Raw genomic sequence first — 26181 nt, 5'->3', positions numbered from 1 at the left:
TGGCATGCTGGTGTCATGAAGCCGATCCAGTTGGTTCTCAACATCCTGTGGCTCATCTTCGCCGGGTTCTGGCTGGCGGTGGGCTACATCGTGGCGGGGATCATCTGCTTCGTCCTGATCATCACGATCCCCTTCGGAATCGCTTCCTTCCGGATCGCGGTCTACGTGCTGTGGCCGTTCGGCCGGACCACGGTGGAGAAGCCCGGCGCGGGCGCGGGCTCGCTGATCGGCAATGTCATCTGGTTCATCGTTGCCGGATGGTGGCTTGCGCTGGGTCACCTCCTGACGAGCATTCCGCTGTTCGTGTCGATCATCGGCATCCCGTTCGGCTGGGCCAACCTCAAATTGATACCGATCTCACTGTTCCCACTGGGCCGGGAGATCGTGGACAGCGATCAGCCATTCGTGGCCCGATAGGCGTCGACGAGGCGGCGGGCTGTATCCGGTTCCAGCGTCACGATAGTGATCTATATCACAGATTGTTAACGGAACGGCCCTCGGATGCGAAAGTTAGCTAGAAGGTAACTGACTCGCCAGTGTGCCACCGCGCCTCGATGCGGCGCCGAGCCGACCTCACCAGGAGGGCTCCACCATGACCGACCGCCCAGCTCCACCGGCCGACCAGGACACCGCGCCCCTCGCGCCGATCGCGGCGGTGCTCGGGCTGCTGTTGCTCGTCGCCGCGGGCACCCAGTTCACCCACCTGCCGAGGTGGTCCGACGACTACGGCGTGCTGGTCTATCCGGCCTTCGTCCTCTTCCTGGCGAGCGCGGCCGGGCTGCTGTGGTGGGGCGCCAAGACCAGCGTGCGGCTCATTCGCACCGGACACTGACCCGACGTCGCGGCGACGGTCATACGAATCTCGTAGCGCCCGTGACCGCTATTCCGATTCCGCGACGATCTGCTTCATGATCGCCACGGCGCGGCTGAGCACGACGAGCTGGTCTTCGGTGAGCGTGGACAGCTGTTCGGTCATCCACGCCTCGCGGGCGCTGGTCTCGTCGGCGATGAGCGCACGCCCCGCCGGAGACAACGAGACGATGATCTGACGGCCATCGGTCGGATGCGGATTGCGCTCCACCAGGTCGAGATCGGTGAGCGACGCGATCACGCGGGTCATCGACGGCGGCTGGACGCGCTCCTTCGCCGCCAGCGCTCCCGGTGTCATCGCACCCTCCCGCGCGAGCGTCGCGAGCGCGGACAGCTGAGTCAGCGAGATCTGCGAGTCGGTACGACGTCCGCGCAGGTGCCGCGTCAGCCGAACGACCGCCAGCGAGAGCTCACCAGCGAGGGCTCGAAGATCCGATGGCGTGGTCACAGTGGCAAACGATACGCCGACCGCCGCACGGCGCGGCCGGTTCTCGCCGCTGGAGGCCACCTCGCCGCCGCTCGGCTGCCTCGGCTTCCGGCTCCGCGCGGTGCGCGACCACGGCCCGACTACGCCCATTAGGCTGGGCGCGTGACGCAGAATGTCCCGCAACTTCCACCGCGGCTGACCGATCCGCGCCCCGTGCTGGCGGTCGGCAGCGCGCTGTGGTTGCTCGCCACCGTGGTGGTGTGGGCGAGCGGCGACCGGTGGGAGGCGGCACGCCCGGTCTGTCTGATGGGGCTCGTGGTCGGCGTGATCGGCCTCGTCATCTACCTGATCCAGCGCCGCGGGGCGCGACGCGGCGACAAGGGCGCGCAGACCGGTCTGTAGTCGGCCGCGTCACGGCCCGCCGACCTCGAATTCGTCGGTGATCCCGGTGAACGGGTACAGCGCGCCGTCGACACCGAGACGAGTCGCGTAGTGCTGGAAACGGTAGCGACCCGGCGCGGCGTCGAATGGAATGTTCCAGGTGAACCGGGCCACCGACGTCGCCGTGCCGTGCTTGCTCCAGAAGAACTTCACCGCCCACTCGCCCTCGTTGGCCACCCGCACCCACTCGCCGGAGGCGTTCCTGCGCTGCACTTCCAGGAACGTGCCGTTGCGGCGATTGTCGTGTTTCGGATGCGCCGAGACGAATTCGGCCAGAACTCGGCCGCCACGTCCGTAGAACGGGTCGGGCTGCACGAGCACCTCGCCGAAACCACGGCCCGGCGCGGCGACATCCGGTCCGGCGCCCGGTTGGAAATTCGGCTGGAGATGCGAAACGTCGCGCGGTGCCGGGCCACGGGCCACCTGCCGGCGACCGGCGAATGCGGTAGCCAGACGAGTGAATTCCTGCTGATAGGCGCACAGCGTGTAGCGGCCGAACAGTGTCGAGGCGCCCTCGTACTGCTGTGCGTCGTATTCCTCGGGCGTCGTGACGTATTCGTGATAGGCGTTCGCGTAGCCCTGCATCAGCACCTGCTCCAGCCGAACGTTCAGCGCCTGCGCGACGGCACGGCGGATCCGCAGCCCCGCGGTGATCGTGAATTCGCCTCCCGCCGCGGCCAAATAGAGCTCACCGATGCGAACGAGCTGAATCGGCAATACATTCGGCACCCAGGCGACCGGAGGCAGCAGGCCGAGCGGCGCGGCGATCACCTTGGGCGCCTGCGCATCCGCCAACCAGGCCGGTGCCGCCTGGCCGGGATCACCGAGCGACTCGAGGAACGGGTTGCGCACGCCCTCCGGCACGGGTCCGCCGGGCAGACCTGGGCCGTCCTCGACACTGCCCGCGATGAGCGAAACGCCCGCCGCGGCCGGTGCGGTGCGGCGCGGTTGGCCGTCGGGTGTGAAGCGACCGCCCACGGCGATGTCGGCCAGGTCGATGTAGCAGAGCATCGCGTCGACCGGTCCCGCGATCGAGCGTGCCTGCGCCACCGCCTCTTTCGAGGCCAGGTACTGCCGTTCGCCGAGGATGCGGGTGTTCTCGAACTCGTCCTCGGTGGGTCCGGACCCCGGCCGCAGGTTCAGATTCGGTGACATGTCGCCCGCGTTGGTCTGCGCGAAGGCGGCGACGAACGACGGCTTGCCGTCCAGGTAGCGCACGCCGTGCTCGATGTGCTCGTAGGAGAAGGCGGCGTAACCCTTGTTGTCCGAGCTGATCAGGCGGTTGGCGTTGGTCATCGAGGTGTTGTGGGTGGCGAACCAGGTGATCGTCGCGACCGTCGCCCCTCCCTTGCGCAGGGCGAGGGCGGTCACCGCCGGATCGATGGCATCGGGGAAGTGTCGCCTGTCCTCGGGCGGATTGAGTTCCCAGGCCACCCGGGAGCGATTCACGCTCGCGTCGTGCAGCTCACCGCGGCCGAGCGCGAGCGAGCCGGGGCCGAGGTCGGCGTGCGCGGCGGCGATCGCCTCGACGATCCCGTTCACCTCGGCGTCGTACACCTGCTGTTGAAAGCCGAGGATGGACAGGTTGTAGGCGTAGTCGTTGCTGGAGCCGCCGCAGGTCGCGTGCGAATGCGTGGAGGTGAGCAGGACGTTCTGCTCGGTGTACAGATCACCGAAGCGCCGGGACAATTCGGTCAGCACGCCCCGGTGCACGGACTGGAAGATCATGCCGTTCTCGGCGACCACGAAGACGATCCGCCGCCCGGCGCTGCCGATGATGAACGCCCTGGCCCGCGGACGCAGGTGAATGCCAGCGGTCTGCTGCTCCACCTGGGAGTAACCCATCATCCCGCATTCGGCGGCCGGTCCGGTGATGTCGGAGAGCCCGACGCCGATCTCGTAACCGCCGGAATCCGGCGCGGCGCCCGCCGGAGCGCCACTGATCCCCGGCATCGCGGCCGCGAGCGTAGCGGAACCGACCGCCGCCGCGGCGACAACAGTTCTGCGCGACACCGGCATACCCGTCTCCCTTCCGTCCGATGGCAGCGAACCACACAACTGGTCACTCGTCCAGTCCAAATTTTTCGGCCCGCGAATTGACTGCACGCGCGGTGCGCGCTTAACTCCCTTGGGTGTCCTCCCGATTGAGCGTCGAAGAACGACGGGCCCACCTTATCGAGGCCGCGATCGGCCTTGCCGAAAAAAAGGGCGTTGCAGGCGTGACCACGCGCGATGTCGCTCAGGCGGCCGGCGTCTCGCTCGGTGTGGTGCATTACTGTTTCGAAAACAAGGACGCGCTGATGACCGAGCTGGTCAAAGCGTTGTCGATGGAATTGCGCGATTCGGTCGACGCGAACGAAGCGGTTTGGCAAGAAGTCGAAAGTGGAAAAGAAGCCCTTCAAAAATTGGTGCGCGCCGGACTGGAACTGATGTGGTTGAACATTGAAGCTACTCCGGAACGGCAGCTGCTCACTTACGAAACGACCACTTACGCGCTGCGCGAGGGCGAACAGACACCGGCGAAACTCGCGATCGCGCGCGAACAGTACAACTTCAACGACTCCACCGTCGCCGACATCCTGGAGCACGCACGCGACGCGACGTCGACCCGGTGGTCGGTCCCGGTGCGGACGCTGAGCCGGTTCACCCTCAACGTCATCGACGGTATCGTGCTGCGCTGGCTGGTGGACAACGACAGCGAGAGCGTCCGCGGGCAGCTCGATCTGCTCAGCGAGATGATCACGAGCTACGCCGAGCAGTAGGCCGCGCGCCTCAGCTGCGCAATCGTGGCGTCCGGACGTGGACGGTCGAGCCGACGCGCCACCAGGGCACCGCGACCGTGGATTCGATCGCGCCGCTCAACCGCACCAGGAGATCCTCGTGCAGCACCAGTTCGCCGTCCTGCGCGGGCAGGGTGAACAGCTGGCGCAGCACGACGCCCAGCGGCTCCACCGCCCAGGTCGTCCGGCGTCCTGCGTCGACCACCTCGGCGGTGACGGCCTCCGAGACCAGCGGCAGATCGAGCAAAGCCGCCAGGGCCGAGGCGTTTTCGGCGTCACCGACCACCACGCGGTCCGGCGGCACGGCCAGGCCGAACCACGGCTGGTCGAGGACGAACGCGTCGCCCGGGTCGACCACGGCGCCGGAGAGCGCGCGCACGCGATCGGGCGGGTCGAGGTTGCCGAGATCGAGCAGGTTCGCGGCGACGGCAGCGGACAAACGGGCGTGCGCGCGCGAAACGGTCTCGGGCACAGGCGTTTCGGACGGGTCGGCGAGCGCTTCCAGCAGCGCGGCAGCGAGCTCGTCGGTGATCGCGTCGGGGCTTGCGAGAACGGCGCGGAAGGCGTCCGGGTCGACGTCCGGCACGGCGAAAGCCGGTAGTAATCCGGCGAATTCGGTGTCGGCGGGATGGCGGAACAACCCCATCGGGGTGCCGTCGATCCGCGCGTATCTGCGCAGCCACCACGCGGTGTAACCGTCGGCGTCGGCCAGCAGGCGGCGGGTCCGCGGTGTGGCCGCCAACTGCCGCAACGCATCCGGCCAGGCGGCGTCGTCCACCAGGTCGAGGTCGCGGACCGCGGCCAGCTCCGGCGGATCGTCCGGCAGCGTGGACCACCAGCGTTCCTCGTCGTCCAGATCGTGGTCCGGTCCGGTCGGGTCGGCCTCGACGATCACACTGAAATCCCAGCCCACGCCGATCGCGCGCAGCGCGTCCGCGCCGTAACGATCCACCAGCTCGGGGTCCACCGTCCCGAACGGCGCGTCCGGCACCAGCAGCTCACGCAGCGGCGCACCGGGTAGCAGCAGTTCGTCGGCGGGCAGCGCTTCGCCCTCGGTGGCGGGCAGTTCGAGCAGCCCGAGCCAGGGCGGCAACGCGGCCGGGTCGGCGTGCGCGGCGAGACGCAGGACGGCGTCGGCGGTGTCGGGGTCGCCGGGGTGATCCTCCAGGTCGGCGCGCAAGGCCGGATCGCTCAGCAGTTCCTCGGCGGTGGCCGACCGCGCACCGAGCCGGGCCAGCAGCGGATGCGCCGCGTCCGGATGCGCCAGCCGTGCCCAGTGCACCGGGATCGCGACCTGGAGATGGTCGTCCAGCACCACCGTGCGCGGACCGGTGACCAGCCTGCCGTCGGCCAGCGGCACCGCCAGCGCGCCGAGTTCTTCCGCCGCGAGAGGATCGACCACGAACGGCTCCAACGCCGCGTAGAACGACCGCCACCACGCCGGCGGCCGCTCCAACCCGCTGGACAGCTCCGCGAGACGGGCCAATCCGATCCGGTGCACGTCCAGCACGCCCATGGCCTCGGCCTGCGCCCGCCCGGAGAGGTCCGGGATCACCAACGGATCGACCACCTCTCCGAGCAGCGCGGCCAACTCCGCGGTCAGACCGGTGAAGACGAATGCGCGGGTGGGGACCGCGACGTCCAGTGAGCGAGCCTGCCGCGCTCCCGCCATCTCGCCCAGTCCAGTGCCGGGCGCGCGGCTCGGTCCGCTACCCGAATCGGCGGGTCCGCCGCCGAACAGGTCGCGCTGCTCGGTGGCGGTCAGGGCAGTGCCATCCGAAAGCGGTTCGTCGGCGGTGGCGGGAAGCCCACCGTCGAGTCCTTCCAGCGGGGTACGCCGGTGGCTGGCGATGACGGGCAGCCAAAGGTGCGTCTGCAATTCGCGGATCAGCGCTTCGCGGAGCAGGCCGTCGGCCTCGCTGCGGGCGAAACCGGGCGCGGGGACGAGCACCAGGCGGTCGCGCGGCGGCAGTGCCCGGGCGAAATCCGCGTAGCCTTCGGCTAATTCGCCCAGGCGTGCGCCGGGCAACAATCTCCGGCGATCCGGTTGCATCGCGATATCGGCGATGAGCAGCGCGGGCAGCGACAGTTCCTCATCGGACCTGGTCGGCGCCCGCAGCACGTCCGGGGCCGCGGCCACCGGCTTGCCGTCGCGCACCGGCAGCAGCCAGCGGGCACGGGGCGTGCGGTACTGCCACCAAGTCCGTTGTTCGCTGCCGGGGCCGTCGACGTACACCTCGCGCATGCCGTCGCCCATGTCCTCGGCGCTGCTGACGAATTCGTCCGCGCCGATGCGGATGCGCTGCAAGGCGGGCAGTTCCAGCAGCAGGTCGACGGCTTCCGCGTGCATCGCGGCCAGCAGCGCGTCGGCGTCCACGTCCGCACGCAGGCGCAGCACGACTTCGGTGTCCAGGCCATCGGCAGGTGGCGTCTGGGTCGGCCAAGCCAACCGGAGCACCGGAGGGGCGAATTCGCCCGTTTCGGCGGTGGGTATCCGGATCTCGTTCCGGTGCAGCTCGTCCTTGGTTCGCGTGCGGGAGAACCGCAGCGATCCCGAGGTCGAACGCACCTCGATCTCGTCGCTCACCGCGAGCACCGCGGTGAATCCGACGCCGAACCGGCCCACCGTGCCGGTCTCGCCCTTCCCGGACGCGCGCAGTGCGGTCAGCGCGTGCACACCGGAAACGTCCAGCGGCGCACCGGTATTGCCGATATGCAGGTCCCGGCCGTCGAGCCGCACGACCAGGCGACCGGCGACGCCCGCTTTCCCCGCGGCGTCGGCCGCGTTCTGCGCCAACTCGGTCAGCAGCCGGTCTCGGTAGCCCGCCCGCACCAGGTCGTTCTCGGTGGCGGCGTCCTCACGCAACCGTGTCGGCGAATCGCGCCATGCGGCGAGCACCGCCGCGCGCAGCGCCCAAGTGCCGAACGGATCGGCGGCCTTGGTCAGCTCCGCGGCGATGGCGGGAACTCCGGCCGTGCCTCGGCCGCACCGGCCCGCGCATCAGCCTGTTCGATTCCGGTCGGCTCGGCGGCCGGAGTCTCGGGCTCCGATCCCTCGATCAGAGCCGACCGCGCCTCCGCGGACTCCAGCTCGCCATCGCGCGCGGTCGAGACGCCTTCACCATGGGATTCGACTGCCTCGGCCGGGCCCGATTCGGCCACCTCGTGCCCGGTGGAATCCGACCGAGTCGACTCGGTCTCGGTCGCCTGCTGCTCGATGAGGCCCAGCTGTGTGTCTACCGATCCCGGCTCGATCACATCGTCTGCTGCAACGCTGACGCTCTGCCCCTCGGTTGCGCCCGACTCCGTCGCGCTCGAGACGGCGTCGTTCGAACCCGTCGTGTTGGACTCCGTGGAGTCCGACACCGTCGTCGGCCACTCAGTGGCGGAGGACTCGACCAGAATCTGCGACGCAGCCACGGAGGATTCGTGTGCGTCACCCGTCGAGCCAATGATGCCCTGCGTGCTGGCGGAGCTGGTGGTGAGCGGATCTACCGATGCCGGGTCGCTTTCGTCATCCACAGCGGGACGGGACGAGTCGGTCGCGCCGGGCTTCTGCTCGGCGGTCTCCTCCGCACTGTCGGTGTCGATCGGCACCGCGCCCGACTCGTCGTCGGCGGACTCACCGGGCACGGCAGTGTGATCCCCCGCGCTGGCGGGACCGTCGACGGCCGTCGGTTCGGCGGCAGCTTCGGCACTGTGTTCCTCGGGTAATTCGGCAACCACTGCGGCGCCGCTTTCGTCGGCTTCGCTCGGGGTGGTCACCGTGTCGGCGAGGACCTCCGGTGCGGATACGTCGGCAGCCACGGTCTCGGCGACGGCATCGGTCGCGGCGTCACCTTCGACGCCGGAGACACCCTCGGAGACCTCTTCGGCCTGCTCGGCGACAGCGCCGGACCCATCGCTCGCAGCCTCGACCGCGGGATGCTCGCCCGCTTCTGCCGCGGGCTCGGTGGAATCCTGCTCGGCGACGCGTGACGCGGACTCGGCGCGCTCCGGCTCCAGCGAGATCATCTCGATCGCCGCGTCGTCGTACGCCTCGTACAGCGGGGAACCGCTGCCGCTTGGCACCTCGGTGTCGGAGTGGGCGCCGCAGCCGTAGGCGACGTGGACCACGTGCCCGTCAGCGCCCATGGCGTTGCCGCACACGCCGAACGCGGCGCGCAGCGATCCGGCCAGCGGCAGATAGAACCCGCAGGTCCCGCAGGTGCCGGGCGCGGCCTTGGCCATCTCGGAATCGGGGCCGTATTCCGCGTACCAGCGCTCGGCGGCCTCTTCGCGGCCTTCCCTGCTCATCACCTTGGTGCGGCCGAGACCGACCTCGTAGGCCACTTCGTCGACCACCGGATCGCCGGTCGCGACATAACCGGGCACCAGGCGCGGATCGTCGGCGGGCGGGGCGAGCAGATCCCCCGGCGCGAGGTCGCCGGGACGAATCCGCTGCTCCCACGGCACGAATTCGGGCGCGACCAAGGCGTCGGGCCCCGGCAACAGCGCCGACTCGCTGACCGTCGCGTAATCGGCATCCGGCGGGGCGGCCACCACGACCGCCCACTGCCAGCCGCGATAGCCGGGCAGCGTGGCCTCGAACCGGTGCGTCGCCGAGCTCTCGTCCTCGGCGATCACCCCCAGGTACGCCCCGACCGCCACCGGTTCCAACTCCAGGAGCGCACGGCGGGCCAGGTCCACGGCATCAGCCAGAATCGGCCGCACGCCGGACTCCGAAACAGAAACTGCGCTCACGGCCTACATTTTGCCGTATGGAGCGCAATCGGCGTCGGTTGGCCGTCAGTGTGCTGGTCGGTCTGCTCGTCGCGGGTGGATGCGGTGCCGCCGATGACCCGCCACCCAGGATGAACATCGAGGTAGTCGGCACCAGACCACACGATCGGCAGGCGTTCACCCAGGGACTCGAGGTCGACGGCGACATCCTCTACGAAGGCACCGGCCTGGCCGGAGCGTCGAGCGTGCGCGCGTCGCGGCTGTCGACCGGCGAGGAGCTGGCCAGGGCCGAATTGCCCGCGCCCTACTTCGGGGAGGGCATCACCCTCGCCGGGGGCACCCTCTGGCAGCTCACCTGGCATGACGGCGTGGCCATCGCCAGGGACCCGGCCACGCTCGCCGAACGCGGCCGGGCGCGCTACGACGGCGAGGGCTGGGGCCTGTGCGCCAGGAATGGGCGGCTGGTGATGAGCGACGGCAGCGACCGGCTCACCTTCCGTGATCCGGTCACCTTCGCCGCGACCGGATCGGTCGCTCTGACCAGCCGGAACAACGCGCGCCTCAACGAGCTCGAGTGCGCCGCGGACGGGTCGGTCTACGCCAACGACTGGCCCACCGACACCATCCTGCGCATCGACCCGGAATCCGGCCGCGTTGTGGCGTCCATCGACACCACCGGTTTGCTCCCACCGACCGCGCGGGCCGGGGCCGACGCGCTCAACGGCATCGCCCAACTGCCGGGGACCGACCGATTCCTGATCACGGGGAAGAACTGGCCGACCATGTTCGAAGTCCGCTTCACTCCGGCCTGAGCGACGCGGACCGCACGGGCCGCCACGGAGCGCGAGTGAACGCCCAGCGCCGGAGTACGCCAGAATTGGATGCGTGACTACTCCCCGCGAACCTTCCGGTCCCGACCGTGATCGGTGGGCGGGCGAGGAGTCCCCGCCTTTCGAGCGGCACCCCGGTTTCGACCGATACCCGCCACCTGACGCGCCGCGCCGCCGCAGGCCGCTGCCCCCGCTCGGGCCGGATACGCGGCGCGCCGCCGGGCGCTACGACCAGCCGGGATCGCCGGGCCGACGTGACGAAACGCCGCGACCCCCCGAACCTCCCGCGACCAAACGCTTGCCGCGCGGAGTCGACGCGGAGCAGCCGCAGTCCTCCGATCGCGCGCCTCGGCGCGTTTTCCCGCGTCGCCCGCGACCGCCCCGTCCCACCGAGCCGCCGGGCCGCACCGAACCCGACTATCCCGAGACCCTCGTCCAAGAGCAGGTCGAACCACGCGAAGCCGCGGCTGCCCCCGGCGGGCAGCGCGTCCCCCGCAAGCTCACCGTTACCCGCGTCGCGGCTATGCGCGGCCGGGAACTCACCGAGAAGGGCATCGCGACCTTCCAGCGCGCGGCCAAGGCCGACGGCGCCGACAAGTCGGGACTCACGGCGCTCACCTACGCGACCATGGCGAACTTCGCCCTCGACGCGGCCATCGCGGTGGCACTGGCCAATACCTTGTTCTTCGCCAGCGCCACCGCGGAGAGCAAGACGAAAGTCGCTCTGTACCTGCTCATCACGATCGCGCCGTTCGCCGTGATCGCGCCGCTGATCGGTCCGATGCTCGATCGCCTGCAGCGCGGCCGCCGACTGGCGCTGGCCGCCTCGTTCGCGCTGCGCGCGGTGCTCGCGGTGGTGCTGCTCATCGAGTTCGACACCTGGGGGCTGTATCCGCTCGCCCTGTGCATGATGATCGGCAGCAAATCGTTCTCCGTGCTCAAGAGCGCGGTGACGCCCCGCGTGCTGCCGCCCGATATCGATCTGGTCCGCACGAACTCCCGGCTCACGGTGTTCGGTCTGGTCGGCGGCACCATCGGCGCGGGAGCGCTGGCCGGGCTCGCCGCCGCCATCGCGGGCTCCAACGGCGCGTTGGTCTTCGCCGTACTGATCGCCTGCGCTGGCACATATCTGAGCCTGCGCATCCCGTCCTGGGTCGAGGTCACCGAGGGGGAGGTGCCCGCGACGTTGAGCTATCACGGCGCCGACGCGCACACCGAGGTGCTCTCGTCCGGCAAGGAGTCGGCGGTGCCGCCGCGCAAGCGCAGGCAGCCGCTCGGCCGCGCGGTGGTGACCGGGCTGTGGGGCAATGGCGCCATCCGCGTGCTGACCGGGTTTCTCACCTTCTACGTCGCGTTCGTCGCCAAGGCGACCGAGCACCGTCCGGTGCAGCAGGCCGCCATGCTCGGCGTGGTCGGCGCGGCCGCGGCCGTCGGAAATTTCGCGGGCAACGCGACCGGCGCCCGGCTCAAGCTCGGCAAGCCCTCGCTGATCGTGCTCGGCTGCACCGCGGCGTGCGCGTTCGTGGCGCTGTTCGCGACGTTCGCGAACAATCTGCTCGGCGCGGCGGTCGCCGCCTTGGTCGCGGCCGCGACGAGCGCGCTGGCCAAGGTGTCGCTGGACGCCGCGATCCAGGACGACCTGCCGCCGGAGTCGATCGCGTCCGGCTTCGGGCGGTCGGAGACCGTTCTGCAGCTCAGCTGGGTTGTCGGCGGGGCCGCGGGTGTGCTGCTGCCCACCGACTACTGGAAGGGCTTCGCGGTGATCACCGCGATACTCGTGATCGGCCTGGTGCAGACTTTCGTGAGCTTCCGAGGACACTCGCTGCTGCCCGGGCTCGGCGGCAATCGTCCGCAGCACGCGGAGCAAGAGGTTCCCGCGGCCCGGCCACACGGGCACCCGGCTGGCACATCCCGTGCGCACGGCCACGCGCCGCGGCGCGGCGGCGACACCACACGCATCCAACGAGGGCAAGGAGACCCGATCTGGTGAGCAAGCTCAACGCACGCACGATCGTCGCGCTGGTCGCGGCCGCCCTGCTCGTGCTCACCGTCGCCTTCGTCGGCGTGCTGGCGGTGTTGATCCGCAACGCCGACGAACCGGACGTCACCCTCACCGCCTACGCGCACGGCAAGACGGTCACCGTACGGCCGTTCAGCTACTGCGCGGTGACCATGCAGCATTGCAGCATCCTGCCCGAGGACGCCATGGAAGGCACGCTGTTCGCGTCGCTGGCCTGCGCTCCCGACACACCGGACTGTCACCGTGGCCGCACCGTCGAACTGGATGTTCCCGCGGGCTATCCACTCCAGCTGTCGCTGCCGAGGCAGGTCGCCGATGCTCCCTGGCTCGCCCAGCTCGTCTACATCCTGCCGTCCGGCGAGAAGGTCGACCGGGTGATCAGCCGCAACGATTACCCCGACCGCGCCCTCGCGCTGACCATCGAGTCGAAACCGGAGCCCGACCTGCGCCTCATCGGCGTCGAATTCCAGCTCCCGATCCTCGCCCGCGACGAAACGGGTAAGGAGTTCTACCTGCCGCACGCCACCTGGTCGATCAGCACGGCATAGACCGGCTCCGCCGCGCTTCGGGCTTGCCGGTCAGCTCGACCGTTTCGCTGTGATCGCGGCCCGGACCAAACGGCCGACAGCGTCGACGCGCTCCGAGGTGCCGCTGCCGCCGACTTGCACCACCGTGATGACGACCGCGGTGAAGATGGCTTCCAGCGCTATCGCGGTGTCGCGCGGATCGAGGTCATCGGCGATGTCCCCGGACTGCTGACCGGCCCGCAACGATGTCTCGAGCGCTTGCCGAATGCGTTGCGGGACGATGCCGTCGATCAGCCGTCCGAGCAGTCCCGGCTCGCGGCCCGCGAGCACACGATGCACCAGCGGGTAGCTGCCGAGCTGCGTCACGAATCGCCTGACGACCTCCTGCCAGTACGCGGCGTCCATCGGCCCCTGCCGGGCCAGCGCGTCATCGCACAGTCGAGCGGCGTCGCGGTCGAACGCGGCGATGAAGAGAGCCTCCTTGTCGGCGAAGTGGAAATACACCGCCGACGGCGCCAAACCCAGTTCCCGCGCCACCGCGGCCACCGACGTGTTGCGGAAACCTTGATCGGCGAACCGCCGAGTGGCGACATCGAGGATCGACCGCCGCGTCTGCTCTCCGCGCGCCGTGGTGGACGTCGTCTCGGGTGGTGACACCACTGCACAGTATCGCGGCGCTCACCTGCAGCGAACAGTCTAACTGAATGATTTAGTCAATTCATCAGTTACAGTGGATGCGACCGTTCCACCGCGTCCGAAAGGTCCATCCCCCGTGTCCCTCTCGACCCCCGATCAGCCCCTCGCGTCCGATCGTTCCCCGACGCCGAACCGGCGTCAGGTTCTCGCGATGATGGCCGCCGCATCCGCCGCCGTACCGGTCCTGCGCGGCACTCTCGGCGCCGAGGCCGCGGCCGCCCCCGCGTCGCGGCCGAACATCCTGGTGGTGATGACCGACCAGGAGCGTGCGGATGTCGTTCTGCCTTCCGGTTTCACGCTGCCCGCCCGCGCCAGGGTCGAGGCCGCCGGAGTGCGGTTCGCGATGCACCATTCGCCCACCGCCCCCTGCTCGCCGGCGCGATCGGCGTTCTTCACCGGCCTGCAAGCTCCGGTCAGCGGCATGACCGACAACGTCCGCGGCAACGACCTGATGGGCGCGGTCCTCGGTCCGCTGCACGCCTGGAGCCCGAATCTCGACACCGCGATCCCGACCCTGGGGACGGTGCTGAAGAAGTCCGGCTACCGCACCGCGTACATCGGGAAGTGGCATCTGTCCGAGCCCGTCGGCGCCGACAGCACAGCGCTGTCGGCCTATGGATTCGACGAGGCCTACGACATCCTGTCCGGCGGCCGTCCGAACGAGGGCACCCAGGAGGATCCGGGCGTCGTCGAGAACGCGGCCGGGTGGCTGCGACGCCACGGCAACGACCCCGAGCCGTGGCTGTGCGTGGTGAGCATGGTCAACCCGCACGACATGATGTACTGCCCGCGTTTCTACCGGCTCGAGGACGTGCCGGACCACGGCGCCGACATACCGCCGAACTTCGAGTCCGACTTGTCGACCAAGCCGCACGTGCAGACGGTCTGGCGCACCATGAACGAGGCCGTCGGCGGCCGCATGCCCAACGAGGTCGACTCACCTCTCGGGCGCAGGCAGTGGCGGCAGTGGGGCAATTGGTATCTGGAGTTGCTGCGCCGCACGGACGAATTGCTCGGCAAGGTCCTCGACGCGCTGGACCACAGCGGCGGCGCGGGCAACACCGTCGTGGTCCGGGTGGCCGATCATGGCGAACTCGGTGGCGCGCACGGACTACGGCAGAAGGGGGCGATGATCTACCGCGAGAACAACCGCGTGCCCTTGGTCATCTCCGACCCCAGAAACCCCGCTACGCACGGAAGCACGACCGCCGCACTGACTTCGCACATCGACCTGGTGCCCACTCTGGCCGCCTTGGCCGGTGCCGACGCCTCCACGGTCGGCCCGATGGTCGGCAGAGACCTCACCCCGCTGCTGACCCACCCGGATGGCGTCGTCCGCGACGCCATCCTTCTCACCTCCGACGCCAAATCCAGTGGCGGCCAGGTACCCGGCGTCAAATACTGCCTGCGCGGCGCGATCACACCCCGCTACAGCTTCGCCCGCTACTCGACACCCCAGCACATAGCCGGGCCACGTAGCGAATTCGACTACGAACTCTACGACCGCCAGGAAGATCCCCTCGAAATGCAGAACCTGGCCCACGGCGGCGGTGCGGCGGCACTGATCGAGGAGATGAACGACCTCGTCGATTCGCTTGTCGCCCAAGAACTGCGGAGTTCTTAATTCACCGCAGTCCTCCAGTGCCGCGGGTACCGCCCACGCAACCACACGGCCCCATCCCGATTTCGAGCGAAGCGAGACCGAGCATCTACCGTTCGCGGCCCGGCTCGCGTCCGAGTGGCCGTCGCGTCCGCGACGCAGTCGCCAGCGGCGGTCGCTCGGACGCGAGCTACCGGTCCAGCTCGCGGGCCACGGCGCGGACGACTTCCGAGATGCGCTGCGCGGTCTTGCGATCCGGGTACTTGCCCTTGCGCAGGTCGGGCTGCACCTTCGCCTCGAGCAGGGTGATCATGTCTTCGACCATGCCGTGCAGCTCGTCGGGGGTGTGCCTGCGGGCGGGAGGTTCCTTGCGCGCGTTGCGTTCCTGGCCCTGCCGGACCGAGGGCGGCGCCTCCAGCAGCTTGAGGCTCAGCGCCTGCGGGCCGCGACGCCCCGCGGCCATGCCGAACTCGACGCGCTGCCCCGGCTTGAGGCCCTCGACGCCCTGGGGCAGCGCGGACGAGCGGACGTAGACGTCCTCACCCTCGTCCTGGGAAAGGAAGCCGAAGCCCTTTTCGACGTCGTACCACTTCACCCTGCCGGTCGGCACTGCGCTCACCCGTTCATCATCGAAAACTCGGACCCCTACGGCCCGAGCACATCTGTCTTCCGTCCGGTCCCGCGGCGGTGCGGCGACCGGCCCTTTTCCTGTGCGAAAAGAACGCGCCCAGCACGATTGCGGGACGCGATTGCCATCGAGTCTACCCCGGCGCGAATAACGCGAGCACATCAGTTTTACCGTCGAGCCGTGACGAACTCTTCCACTCCGACTCCGTCCGAGGGCGCGCCGCGGCGCCGCGGCGATTGGTTGCTGCGGCTTGCGCTCTGCCTGTTCGCGCTGGGATTGCTGGCGATCGTCGTCATCTTCGCCACCCCGGTGCTGACCGATGGCGAGCCGGGGCTGTGGCTGTATTTCGGCGCGCTGCTCGCGCCGTTGGGCTTCCTCCTCGCTGTCGTGTTCGCACTGCGTTCCGGACGGAGATCACGCTGAACCGGAGGTACCGCCTCCGCGGCGCCACACCGGTCATCCAACGCAATCGTTACCCGCTCAGGTGTGTGATCCTCGTCACATAACGAGAAGGTCACAGCGCGGTGACGGCCCGTCACCATCGCTACCGCAGCTCATCTAGCTGCACTAAGGCGCTTTACAGTGCTCGAGATCGAGTCGAGACCGGTCCGTACACGCCGGTTACCAAATAGTGATTTTTCCCGCGGTTCGTCGTACGGTCTTACCCAGCCGGGACACCCGGCAACCACCGGCCCGCCGCACCGAACCTCGCCCCGCGGGTACCGGACCCCGACGGAAACGTAGGGGCGAGGGCGGAACGGACGACCTCTCAGTCCGAACCCCGAACCGAAGACGTCGCAGGTGCGCCGAGAGGAAGACGAACCCGATATGAGTGGACGCCATCGCAAGCCAAGCTCGACCGGCCGCACGGTAGCCAAGGTTGCCGTCACCGGAGCCATCATCGGCACCGCCGGTGTGGCATTCGCAGGCAACGCCAGCGCGGCACCCGACTCCGACTGGGATCGACTCGCTCAGTGCGAGGCCGGCGGCAACTGGGGTATCAACACCGGCAACGGTTTCCAGGGCGGTTTGCAGTTCTCCCCGAGCACCTGGCGCGCCCACGGCGGCCAGGAGTACGCCGCCTCCGCCAACCAGGCCAGCCGCGAACAGCAGATCGCGGTCGCCGAGAAGGTCCTCGCCTCGCAGGGCTGGGGCGCTTGGCCGTCCTGCTCGTCCAAGCTCGGCCTGAGCAGCGCGCCCACACCGCGCACCGCGCCCGCCACCACCGAAACCCCGGCCTGGAACCCCGCTCCGCAGGCCGCCCAGTCCGCACCGCAGGACAGCTCCAAGCAGGTCTTCTCGGCGGTCGACAGGGCCATCGAGGTCGTGCAGGCCCAGGGCGTTCAGGTGCCCAAGGAAGCCATCGACTTCATCAACGCCGCCAAGTCGAGCGGCGTCACCCTCGATCCCGCGATCGTGAACTTCTACGAGGCGAACAAGGGTCTGCTGCCTTCCTGACCCCACACTCGTGAAGAAGGGCCCCGCATCAACGAGGATGCGGGGCCCTTCTCCGTAGTCGAGAACGTTCCGGCGCGCTCAGCGGTTGATCACCGTGTTCGGGTGCATGTAGGGCAGCTGCTCGGCGGGGACCGGAAACTCGGTGTCCTCGCCGTAGGGCGAGAGACCACCGGAGCGGGCCGAGGAGAGCTCGGTGACCGCGTGGTCACCGTCGGCGACCTTCGGCCAGCCGTTGTCGACGTAGGGTTTCTTCGATTTGTTCACCACGGCCCCCATGCTAGCTGCGCCGCCTCTGGCGAGTATTCAGGCCGTACCAGTCGGGTGGCGCAAGATTCGCGTTGAGGTCCTGCGTCAGGTGCCACTCGGGTTTTGGACGTACCCGGTGAGTTACCCATGTACTCACGAAATCGGTCGGTGCGCTCGTAGCGCCCGGTGGCCGCGGAGCCCGGCGTCGTAGGGTGGATGGGATGACCGCGACCGACTCCCTCGCCGGATGGCTCGGTGGCCGCAGTGATGCCCAGCTCGTCACGCTGTTGCAGCTTCGGCCGGACCTGGCCGTGCCGCTGCCCTCCTCGATGGCCGTGCTCGCCGCCCGCACCGAGCAGCGCGCCTCGGTGCTGCGCGCCACGGAGGACCTGAACACGCTCGACTTCGCCATTCTGGAAACCCTTGCGCTGCATCGCCGCACCGACGAGGGCGCGCACACCACGGGCGATGGTCCGCGCAGCGAAGACCTGCACGTGCAGCTGAGCGAACGGGTGTCCCCCGCCGCGATCGACGAAGCGCTCGAGCGCCTGACCGCACGCGCGCTGGTATGGCTCGACGACCAGCGGCGGTGGCGTCTGGTCCCCGCGGCCGCCGAGGCGCTGCCGTGGCCGATCGGCAGCGCGACCGAGATTCCGGACGCGCTCACCGAACCCGAAGTGGTCGCCGCCCTCGCCGATCTCGCTCCGGCCGAACGAGCCCTGCTGGACAAGCTGGCCACGACCGGTCCACGCGGGCGCACCAGAGACGCCGCACCCGGCACCCCCGCCGACCGCCCGATTCAGCGGCTGCTGGCCAGCAGGCTGCTGCACTGGATCGACGACGAGACCGTCGAACTGCCGGTCACGGTCGGCCAGGTGCTGCGCCGGGAACCGGTCACCCACCCGCACGCACTGACGCCACCGCGGCCGCGCCACACCGACCACAACCCCGCCGAGGTCAACGCCGTCACGGCGGGCGAAGTGGGCGAGCTGCTGCGGCACTGCGCGAGCGTGCTCGACGTGCTCGGCCAGGCGCCCGCCCCGGCCTTACGCGCAGGCGGACTGGGTGTGCGGGAGCTGCGTCGCATCGCCAAGCAAGCCGGGGTCGACGAGCCGAGGGCCGGTTTGCTGGTCGAACTCCTGGCGGCCGGGAAACTGCTGGAGAAGGGTTTGCCGGACCCACCACCGGAGTTCGACTCGACCGAGGATTTCTGGGCGCCGACCCCCGCGGTCGACGCGTGGCTCCAGGCGCCGCCCGCGCGGCGCTGGGCCACCCTCGCGCTCACCTGGCTCGACCTGGACCGGATGCCGTGGATGATCGGTATGCGCGACGCCAACGACAAGCCGCTGGCGGCGCTGTCGCTGGAGCTGCGCACTCCGCACGCACCGCGCGACCGGCGCGCCATCCTCGACCTGCTCGCGGAGTATCCGTCCGGCACCGCACTGGACCCGGCGGATGTCGGCCGGGTGCTGGCGTGGCGGCAACCGCGCAGGCGCCGCAATTTCCGGCCGGAGGTGATCGAGCAGACCCTGGCCGAGGCGGCGGCGCTCGGGTTCGTCGGCCGCGGCGCGCTCGGCGCTCCGGCGCGGGCGCTGCTGCACGGGGCGGCGACCAATGTGACCGACGCCGAGGCGGAGATGGAGGCGGCGCTGCCGGAGCCGGTGGATCACGTGCTGGTCCAGGCGGATCTGACGGTGATCGCCCCCGGCCCGCTGACCACCGACCTTCAGCACGGCATCGCCCTCGTCGGCGACGTCGAGTCCGCCGGTGCCGCAACGGTGTATCGGATCAGCGAGTCCTCGGTGCGCCGCGCGCTCGACGCGGGCATGACCGCGGCAGAGCTACACGCCTTGTTCGCCAAGCATTCCCGGACGCCGATCCCGCAGGCACTCACCTACCTGATCGATGACGTGGCGCGGCGGCATGGCCAGCTGCGGGCGGGTATGGCGCAGTCGTTCCTCCGCACCGACGACCCGGCACTGCTCGCACAGGTGCTGTCCGCGCCGATGGCGAGTGCGCTGGCGCTGCGGTCCATCGCGCCGACCGTCGCCATCGCCCAGGCGCCGCTGAGCGAAGTGCTGGAACAGCTGCGGGCCGCCGGTTTCGCGCCCGTGGGCGAGGATTCGGCGGGCGCGATCGTCGATCTGCGCCCGCGCGGCGCACGGATCGCCGTGCGGCCCGCCGCGCGGCAGCCGTACCGCCCGACATCACCCAGCGCCGAGCAACTGGAGTCGCTGGTCGCGGAACTACGCGCGGGCGAACGCGCCGCGAGCGCCCGCTCGGGTCACGCGGTGCGCCCGGACGGCACCCGGACCAATACCGCGGCGACCCTGGCTCTGCTCCAGCTGGCTGCCCGGGTGCGGCGGTCGGTGAACATCGGCTACGTCGACGCCCAGGGCGTCGCCACCCAGCGGGTGGTGGAGCCGTTGAAAGTGGGCAACGGGCAGTTGGACGCGCTGGACCCGGTGACCGGCGCGGTCCGGCACTTCACGCTGCACCGGATCGCGTCGGTTGCCCTGTTGGAGTGATCAGTTCTTCGGCTCGCCCGTGCAGAAGGTCGCCTTGGGGTCGGTTTCGATGAGGCGGAAGCCGTCGGCATCCTGGCCGCACAGCAATTCGTCGGCCTGGCCGTCGATCCGCTTCAGCACGCGGAAGCTCGCTTCCGGAGAGCCGCAGTCGACGTGCTTGTATCCGGTCGCGCTGCTCTCGTTGTAGCAGCGGCCCTCCTTGAAGTTCGGCGCCAGGCACAGGAAGGCGGTGGTGCCGCCGCCCAGGGTCTCCTCGTAGGAGGTGTAGTCGGAGGCGCAATCGGTCTTCTTGTCATAGGACTGCGCGACCTTGTACACGGCCTTGTCCGACGAGCAGTCGACCGGCTCGGTCTTGGAATCGACCGCCGAGCCTTCGATGACATTGATGCAGTCGCCGACCTTGGCCTTGGCCGTGTCGGATTTGCCCGCATCCTCGATCAACGAACATCCGGCCACCGTGATGACCACCGCGGCCGCCGCGACGAGGGCGAGCACAATGCGTGCCAGCAGCCTCGCTCCTGGAAACTTCACCTGTAAACCTCTCTCACCGAACACGTTCACGGACCGTGAACGCGGTGAGGATACTCCCCCGCCTCTCCGGGTACTCAGGCCGTACGAGTTGGGTGGCGAAAGATCTGCGTTCAGGTCCTGCGTTGGGGCCGCTCGGGTTCTGGGCGTGCCCTATCGGTTACCCATGTGCTTGCGAAATCAGTCGTTTCGACGCGGTGGCATGTGACGCTACATGTGCAGGCCGAGGAGTGCCAAGAGTGAGAAACCGATGATGGTGGGGACCAGACGGCCGAGCAGTTGGAACGCAGAGTAATTCACTAGCAACGCCTTTCGCATTTTCACCGGCTGGACTTTTGTCCAGTATGCGGTTTGTGTCGCTGCGCGAGACCGTGTCGTTACGCTTAATCGGTATGACGGTCCAGGACGTCGCGAACGACCTGTACGGATTGGCTCCCGCCGAGTTCGTCGCGGCTCGCGCGGATCGGGTCGCCGCTGCGAAGAAGGCGGGCGACAAGCAGCTCGCGACCGCGATCGGCAAACTGCGCAAACCCACCCTGTCCGCGTGGACGGCGAATCTGCTCGCCCGCGCGGCGCCCGAGGACGTGGACGCCCTGTTGCGGCTGGGCGCGGCGCTGGCCGCCGCACAGCGCGAGCTGTCCGCCGAGCAGTTGCGCAGCCTGACCGCCCAGCGGCAGCAGCTGGTCAACGCGCTGGCCATGAAGGCGGGCACGCTGGCCGCGGAGCATGGCCACCCGGTGGGCGATGGCGTCGTGCGGGAGGTCGGCCAGACGTTGACGGCGGCCCTCGCCGAACCCGAGGTGGCCGAGCGACTGCGCACGGGAACGCTCGCCACGGCGGCGAGCTACGAAGGCTTCGGGCCGAGCGGGCCGAATCTGGTCGCGGTTCCCGAACCGGCGACACCGCGCCGAGCGCCATCGGAGCCGAAGGCGGACGACAGTGCGCGCCGAGAGCTGGAGGACGCGCAGGAAGCACTCGAATCGGCCCGGGCCGAACGGGATTCGGCACAAGCCGCGCTCGACGACGCTGCACGAACATTGTCCGAGGTGGACGCGCGCGTCGCCGCGTTGCGCGACGAACTCACCCGTGCTGAAGAGCAGCGGCAGTTCCGCAAGTCGGCCGAGCGGTCGGCGAAGGAGCACCTGCACGCCGCACAGCGCCAGCTGGATCGGGCCGAACGCAGGGTGACGAAGGCGAGTCAGCGCGTCGACGACGCCTGATGGCGCACACTCAGCCCCGTAGCGCCGCTGGGAACAAGTACTCCTCCGGGGGCGGCTCGGTGCGGTTGAGCCACGCGTCGAAGAAACCGGTCAGGTCCATGGGCGACCTGGACTGAACGAACGCGCGAAACTCCGGCATGGAGGCGTTGCCGTAGGCGTGTGCCGCGAGGAAGTCGCGCACGGCCGGGAAGAACACCGGGTCGCCGATCTGCTTGCGCAGCGCGTGCAGGAACAGCGGGCCGCGGTAGTAGACCGAGGTGAATTCCTTTCCGGCGCCGGGGTTCTCCAGCGGAATGTCCCAGAACTTCGCGTTGTCGCGGTACTTGCGGATGGTCTCGCGGTAGTCCTCGTCGACGTTCTCCCCCTCCATTCGCTCGGGCCACAGGTAGTCGGCGGTGTAGCTGGCGAAGCACTCGTTGAGGCAGATGTCCGACCAGTGGCGCACCGACACCCAGTCGCCCCACCACTGGTGCGCTATCTCGTGCACGACGGTTCGCAGATCGCTCTTCGGCGCGTAGATGGGGCGGGTCTGGGTTTCCAGCGAGAACTGCATGTCGGCGTCCAGGTAGATGCCGCCTGCGGTCTCGAACGGGTAGGGGCCGTAGAGGTTTTCGGCGAAATCGAGGATCTCCGGCAGGCGCTGCTCGTTCTCGCGGTGGTGAATCTCCGCGTTCGGCGCGAACGCGCTGACCAGCGGGGTGCCATTGGCGCGGCGCTGCTCGAGGTAGTCGAACTTGTCGATGGCGACGGTGGTCAGATAGCCGAGCACGGGCTTGGTGGTCACCCAGCCCACCGTCCGCTTGTCATCGCGCACCACGTTCTCGGTGCGCACACCGTTGGACACCACCTCCCACTCCGCGGGGACCGTGGCGTGCAGCTCGAAGGTGGCCTTGTCCAGCGGGGTGTCGTTGAGCGGGTACCAACTGGTCGCCGAGTGCGGCTCTCCCGCGACGAACGCGCCGCCGCTGGGTGCGAAGGTCCATCCCTCGCCTTCGGTGTCCACGGCGGCCCCGGCGTAGTCGACGGTGACGACGAACGGCAGGCGGGGCAGCAGCGGAAGCATCGGCGTCACGGTCAACTCGTGCTCGCCGTTGCGCTCGAACGCGGCGGGCAGGTGGTTCACCGACACCATGCGCACCTCCGGCCCGGTGAAGTCGAGGTTGAAGCGGCGCAGGCCCTGGGTGGCTGTGGCGAAGATCTCGGTGGATCCGGTGAGCGCGCGGCTCGGCGGGTCGTAGTCGATGCCGACGCGGTAGTGCTGAACGTCGTAGCCGCCGTTGCCGTCCATCGGGTAGTAGGGGTCACCCAGGCCCGGTGCGCCGACGAGCGGGTCCGCGGCCGAGTCGGCGTTCGCGGGTGGCGACGACACGGCGACGAACGCGCAGGCGATCGCGGCGCACATCCAGCCGGACAACCTCATACGAGCGACCACCCCTCTGCAACCCCACCTGTTTTCGGTGCCGACGCACCGACCTCGCAGGATGGTAGCCGCTTCAGTCGGCGCTGCCGGTCAACGCCACCGACGCGCCGACACCGAAGATCATCACGCCGCCCGCGCCGCCGACCGCCTCCAGTCTGCGCGGCGACCGGGCGAACCAGGACCTGGCCGAAGCGGCCAGCAGTGCCCACGCGCTGTCGGAAACGAGCGCGATGGCGAGGAAGACCGTGCCGAGCAGGAGGAATTGCCAGGACAACGAGCCGCTGCCCGGGTCGGCGAAGTGCGGCAGCACCGCGGAGAAGAAGACGATCGCCTTGGGATTGGTGAGCCCGACGATCGCGCTCTGGCGCAGCACCCGGACATTGGTCGCCGGTTCGACCGCGGTGCCCAGCGCCGCGCGCAACGCCCCGCGCTGGCGAACAGCCTGGACGCCCAAGTACATCAGATACAGCGCGCCCGCGAACTTGACCACGGTGAGCGCCAGCGCCGACGCCGTGAGCAGCGCGCCGAGCCCGATCGCCACCAGGACCAACGCGACGTAGACGCCCGCGGCATGCCCGAGCACCGACAACAGCGCCGCCCGCCGACCGAGGGTGAGTGCGCGGCCGACGGTGAACAGCACACCGGGGCCCGGCACGACGATGATGACGGTCGCGGCGACGATGAATGCCAGCAAGTTGGACGCTGGGACCATCTTCCGAGTGTAGGCATACCCGCAACCGGAAAACCGGGAGTTCGCAGCCGGATTCAGGAACCGAGCTCACCGGGCAGCTGGTGCGGATCGAGCAGCAGTCGTTTCGTGGTGGTGCGCCGCACCTTGTCGGCGAGCGCGAGATTGTCGGTGAGCAGCCGCCACTCGACCTCGCTGATCGCGGCGCGGGCGCGTTCGATCACCGTACCGTCGGTGGTGCCCCACGCGATCGGCATGGCGCTCACCGACTGCCAGCGCTCGCCCACCTGCCGTGGCGCCCTGTCGGTGCGCACGGCGACCGAGGGCACCCGCTCGCCCGCCTTGGCCTGGTGGCCGGGCAGCGTGCGGACCTTCCTGATGACCAGGGCGTAGCGCGGATCGCTCGTTTCCGGCGCGGACACGTCGACCAGGGCGAGCAGCACTACCCCGGACGGGTAGGTCTCCGAGACCACCGCAGGGACCAGCTCGCCGTCCGCGTACAGCTTGTCGATGCTGGAATGCCGCGGCGTCCACAGCGCCACCCACAGCGCGGTCACCGCGCCGAGCGCGAACGCGACCGCGAGCAGATACGCCCAGGTGTGGTCCAGCCAGATCAGGAACGCCGTTCCGGCCGCCGCGACCACCGCGGCGGCGATCGCCATGAGGCGCAGGCGTCGAAGGTCGGCGAAGACTTCGTTGACCGCGTGGGCATGTCTGCGGTCCACCGCGAATTCGAAGCGTCGCACGCGTTATTCCTAGCACAGCTTGCGGAGGAAATTCCTCCGCTTATCCGATGGCGGGGCCGAGCAAGTCGTCGGCATCCGTGATGCGGTAGGCATACCCCTGCTCGGCGAGAAAACGCTGGCGATGCGCGGCGTACTCGGCGTCGAGGGTGTCACGGGCGACCACCGAGTAGAAATGGGCTTGGCCGCGGTCGTGCTTCGGCCGCAGCAACCGGCCGAGGCGCTGCGCCTCCTCTTGGCGCGAACCGAAGGTGCCCGACACCTGCACGGCCACGGATGCTTCCGGCAAATCGATGGAGAAGTTCGCGACCTTGCTCACCACCAGCACCGGTATCTCCCCGCGCCGGAACGCGTCGAAGAGCTCCTCGCGCTCTTTGGTTTTCGTCGAACCCTGGATCACCGGCGCGTCGAGCGCGGCGCCGAGTTCGTCCAGCTGTTCCAAGTAGGCGCCGATGACCAGGCTCGGCGCGTCCTGATGCTGGGCCAGGATCGACTCGACCACGGCGATTTTGGTGTGCGCGGTGGAGCACAGCTTGTAGCGTTCCTCCGGCTCGGCGGTCGCGTACGCCATCCGTTCGGCATCGGTCAGCGTGACCCGGACCTCGATGCACTCGGCGGGGGCGATCCACCCCTGGGCCTCGATGTCCTTCCAGGGCGCGTCGTAGCGCTTCGGGCCGATCAGGGAGAACACGTCGCCTTCGCGGCCGTCCTCGCGGACCAGGGTCGCGGTCAGGCCGAGGCGGCGGCGGGACTGGAGATCGGCGGTCATCCGGAAGACCGGGGCGGGCAGCAGATGGACCTCGTCGTAGATGACCAGGCCCCAGTCGCGGCTGTCGAACAGCTCCAGGTGCTTGTACTCGCCTTTGGTGCGGCGGGTGATCACCTGATAGGTGGCGATGGTGACCGGGCGGATCTCCTTGCGCTCGCCGGAATACTCGCCGATCTCGTCCTCGGTGAGCGAGGTGCGCGCGAGCAGTTCGCGACGCCACTGCCTGCCCGCGACCGTGTTCGTGACCAAGATCAGCGTGGTCGCCTTCGCCTTGGCCATGGCCGCGGCGCCGACCATCGTCTTGCCCGCGCCGCAGGGCAGCACCACCACACCGGACCCGCCCGCCCAGAACGAGTCGGCGGCCATCTGCTGGTAGTCGCGCAGATGCCAGCCGTCGGTCACGTAGTCGAGTTCGATCGGGTGCGCCTCGCCGTCGACGTATCCGGCGAGGTCCTCGGCGGGCCAGCCGATCTTCAGCAGCATCTGCTTGATCCGGCCGCGCTCGGACGGATGCACCACGACGGTGTCCTCGTCGATGCGCGCGCCGAGCATCGGCGCGATCTTCTTGTGCCGGAGCACCTCCTCCAGCACCGCGCGATCCAGGCTGACCAGCGTCAACCCGTGCGCGGGATGCTTGACCAGCTGCAACCGCCCGTAGCGCGCCATGGTGTCGACCACGTCGACGAGCAACGGCTGCGGCACCGCGTACCGGGAGAAACTGACCAGCGCGTCCACCACCTGCTCGGCATCGTGCCCCGCCGCCCGCGCGTTCCACAGCGCCAGCGGCGTCACCCGATAGGTGTGCACATGCTCCGGCGCCCGCTCCAACTCGGCGAACGGCGCGATCGCCTGCCGCGCCGCATCGGCCAACTCGTGGTCGACCTCCAACAGCAGCGTCTTGTCACTCTGCACAATCAGCGGACCGTCGGTCACAGTCCCTCCTCGTATCGATTCCCCGCCATTCTCCCCGACCCCACTGACAACCCCGCAGGTTACCGGGCTCTTCTTCCCGATGCGGGGGTGCGGCAGCGACCGGGTGC

General features: G+C 69.2%; 24 protein-coding genes. 12 read left to right on the top strand and 12 right to left on the bottom strand.

Annotation, left to right across the window (positions count from 1 at the left end; translation table 11 throughout):
- Positions 1-15 precede the first annotated feature (15 nt).
- Together ON34_RS03080 and ON34_RS03075 are read left to right on the top strand one after the other, a co-directional pair.
- Positions 16-417 carry a YccF domain-containing protein gene (locus ON34_RS03080; RefSeq protein WP_040773927.1) on the top strand — a complete coding sequence of 134 codons (402 nt, stop codon included), beginning with the start codon at positions 16-18 and terminating at the stop codon, positions 415-417.
- A gap of 175 nt (positions 418-592) precedes the next feature.
- Positions 593-832 (top strand): hypothetical protein, encoded by a 240-nt coding sequence (locus tag ON34_RS03075; protein ID WP_051022098.1) that lies wholly within the window; start codon positions 593-595, stop codon positions 830-832.
- Between the two features lie 48 nt (positions 833-880).
- On the opposite strand, the gene ON34_RS03070 is transcribed toward ON34_RS03075, so the two are convergent.
- Entirely contained in the window at positions 881-1318 is a 438-nt protein-coding gene (locus ON34_RS03070; RefSeq protein ID WP_040773963.1) for a MarR family winged helix-turn-helix transcriptional regulator, read from the bottom strand.
- 141 nt (positions 1319-1459) lie between these two features.
- Here ON34_RS03070 and ON34_RS03065 point away from each other — a divergent pair, with 141 nt between their 5' ends.
- Complete coding sequence (locus ON34_RS03065) at positions 1460-1699, top strand: DUF2530 domain-containing protein (RefSeq protein WP_040773924.1); 240 nt, start codon at positions 1460-1462, stop codon at positions 1697-1699.
- A gap of 9 nt (positions 1700-1708) precedes the next feature.
- Here ON34_RS03065 and ON34_RS03060 read toward each other — a convergent pair whose 3' ends face one another.
- Entirely contained in the window at positions 1709-3757 is a 2049-nt protein-coding gene (locus ON34_RS03060; RefSeq protein WP_040773921.1) for a neutral/alkaline ceramidase, read from the bottom strand.
- A 125-nt stretch (positions 3758-3882) separates the two neighbouring features.
- Between ON34_RS03060 and ON34_RS03055 the strand changes: the two genes are divergently transcribed.
- On the top strand, positions 3883-4500 hold the full coding sequence (locus ON34_RS03055; RefSeq protein ID WP_245547862.1) for a TetR/AcrR family transcriptional regulator: 618 nt from the start codon (positions 3883-3885) through the stop codon (positions 4498-4500).
- A 10-nt stretch (positions 4501-4510) separates the two neighbouring features.
- On the opposite strand, the gene ON34_RS03050 is transcribed toward ON34_RS03055, so the two are convergent.
- Positions 4511-7417 carry a sacsin N-terminal ATP-binding-like domain-containing protein gene (locus ON34_RS03050; protein WP_063821628.1) on the bottom strand — a complete coding sequence of 969 codons (2907 nt, stop codon included), beginning with the start codon at positions 7415-7417 and terminating at the stop codon, positions 4511-4513.
- 44 nt (positions 7418-7461) lie between these two features.
- The gene (locus ON34_RS38420; protein WP_373291848.1) at positions 7462-9261 is read right to left on the bottom strand and encodes a DUF3027 domain-containing protein; all 1800 of its coding nucleotides are present in this window, start codon (positions 9259-9261) and stop codon (positions 7462-7464) included.
- 17 nt (positions 9262-9278) lie between these two features.
- Between ON34_RS38420 and ON34_RS03040 the strand changes: the two genes are divergently transcribed.
- The 3 genes from ON34_RS03040 (at position 9279) to ON34_RS03030 (ending at position 12638) form a co-directional block, all read left to right on the top strand.
- Positions 9279-10052 (top strand): glutaminyl-peptide cyclotransferase, encoded by a 774-nt coding sequence (locus ON34_RS03040; protein ID WP_040773913.1) that lies wholly within the window; start codon positions 9279-9281, stop codon positions 10050-10052.
- A gap of 73 nt (positions 10053-10125) precedes the next feature.
- The gene (locus ON34_RS03035) at positions 10126-12060 is read left to right on the top strand and encodes an MFS transporter (protein WP_040773910.1); all 1935 of its coding nucleotides are present in this window, start codon (positions 10126-10128) and stop codon (positions 12058-12060) included.
- Positions 12057-12638 (top strand): DUF2771 domain-containing protein, encoded by a 582-nt coding sequence (locus tag ON34_RS03030; protein WP_040773907.1) that lies wholly within the window; start codon positions 12057-12059, stop codon positions 12636-12638. Before ON34_RS03035 ends, ON34_RS03030 begins: the two co-directional genes overlap by 4 nt.
- Positions 12639-12668: 30 nt before the next feature.
- Here ON34_RS03030 and ON34_RS03025 read toward each other — a convergent pair whose 3' ends face one another.
- A complete protein-coding gene (locus ON34_RS03025; RefSeq protein WP_157172151.1) occupies positions 12669-13274 on the bottom strand; it encodes a TetR/AcrR family transcriptional regulator in 606 nt (201 codons plus the stop codon).
- 115 nt (positions 13275-13389) lie between these two features.
- Between ON34_RS03025 and ON34_RS03020 the strand changes: the two genes are divergently transcribed.
- Positions 13390-14937, top strand: coding sequence for a sulfatase family protein (locus ON34_RS03020; RefSeq protein WP_040773902.1), 1548 nt, complete (start codon positions 13390-13392; stop codon positions 14935-14937).
- Between the two features lie 166 nt (positions 14938-15103).
- Here ON34_RS03020 and ON34_RS03015 read toward each other — a convergent pair whose 3' ends face one another.
- Positions 15104-15523: a cold-shock protein gene (locus ON34_RS03015; RefSeq protein WP_174371996.1), complete on the bottom strand. Its 420-nt coding sequence runs from the start codon at positions 15521-15523 to the stop codon at positions 15104-15106.
- Positions 15524-15721: 198 nt separating this feature from the next.
- Between ON34_RS03015 and ON34_RS03010 the strand changes: the two genes are divergently transcribed.
- Complete coding sequence (locus tag ON34_RS03010; RefSeq protein ID WP_040773896.1) at positions 15722-15964, top strand: membrane protein; 243 nt, start codon at positions 15722-15724, stop codon at positions 15962-15964.
- A 405-nt stretch (positions 15965-16369) separates the two neighbouring features.
- Complete coding sequence (locus tag ON34_RS03005; RefSeq protein ID WP_040773957.1) at positions 16370-16999, top strand: resuscitation-promoting factor Rpf1 domain-containing protein; 630 nt, start codon at positions 16370-16372, stop codon at positions 16997-16999.
- A gap of 78 nt (positions 17000-17077) precedes the next feature.
- Here ON34_RS03005 and ON34_RS03000 read toward each other — a convergent pair whose 3' ends face one another.
- Positions 17078-17266: a hypothetical protein gene (locus ON34_RS03000; protein WP_040773955.1), complete on the bottom strand. Its 189-nt coding sequence runs from the start codon at positions 17264-17266 to the stop codon at positions 17078-17080.
- Between the two features lie 200 nt (positions 17267-17466).
- Here ON34_RS03000 and ON34_RS02995 point away from each other — a divergent pair, with 200 nt between their 5' ends.
- Positions 17467-19773, top strand: coding sequence for a helicase-associated domain-containing protein (locus ON34_RS02995; protein ID WP_040773893.1), 2307 nt, complete (start codon positions 17467-17469; stop codon positions 19771-19773).
- Here ON34_RS02995 and ON34_RS02990 read toward each other — a convergent pair whose 3' ends face one another.
- A complete protein-coding gene (locus tag ON34_RS02990; RefSeq protein WP_040773890.1) occupies positions 19774-20304 on the bottom strand; it encodes an LppU/SCO3897 family protein in 531 nt (176 codons plus the stop codon).
- A gap of 389 nt (positions 20305-20693) precedes the next feature.
- Between ON34_RS02990 and ON34_RS02985 the strand changes: the two genes are divergently transcribed.
- Positions 20694-21521: a hypothetical protein gene (locus tag ON34_RS02985; RefSeq protein WP_040773887.1), complete on the top strand. Its 828-nt coding sequence runs from the start codon at positions 20694-20696 to the stop codon at positions 21519-21521.
- 10 nt (positions 21522-21531) lie between these two features.
- On the opposite strand, the gene ON34_RS02980 is transcribed toward ON34_RS02985, so the two are convergent.
- The 4 genes from ON34_RS02980 to ON34_RS02965 all read right to left on the bottom strand — a co-directional run bounded on the left by ON34_RS02980 (position 21532) and on the right by ON34_RS02965 (position 26074).
- Entirely contained in the window at positions 21532-22941 is a 1410-nt protein-coding gene (locus ON34_RS02980; RefSeq protein ID WP_040773884.1) for a M1 family metallopeptidase, read from the bottom strand.
- Between the two features lie 73 nt (positions 22942-23014).
- The gene (locus tag ON34_RS02975) at positions 23015-23653 is read right to left on the bottom strand and encodes a LysE family translocator (protein ID WP_040773881.1); all 639 of its coding nucleotides are present in this window, start codon (positions 23651-23653) and stop codon (positions 23015-23017) included.
- Between the two features lie 53 nt (positions 23654-23706).
- Entirely contained in the window at positions 23707-24375 is a 669-nt protein-coding gene (locus ON34_RS02970) for a DUF3239 domain-containing protein (RefSeq protein WP_051022097.1), read from the bottom strand.
- 40 nt (positions 24376-24415) lie between these two features.
- The gene (locus ON34_RS02965; RefSeq protein WP_040773879.1) at positions 24416-26074 is read right to left on the bottom strand and encodes a DNA repair helicase XPB; all 1659 of its coding nucleotides are present in this window, start codon (positions 26072-26074) and stop codon (positions 24416-24418) included.
- Between the last annotated feature and the right edge of the window lie 107 nt (positions 26075-26181).

The organism is Nocardia pneumoniae NBRC 100136 (assembly GCF_000308755.1).
Lineage (GTDB): Bacteria > Actinomycetota > Actinomycetes > Mycobacteriales > Mycobacteriaceae > Nocardia > Nocardia pneumoniae.
The sequence above is the reverse complement of the archived record's forward strand: the minus strand, read 5'-3'. Positions and strand labels throughout refer to the sequence as shown.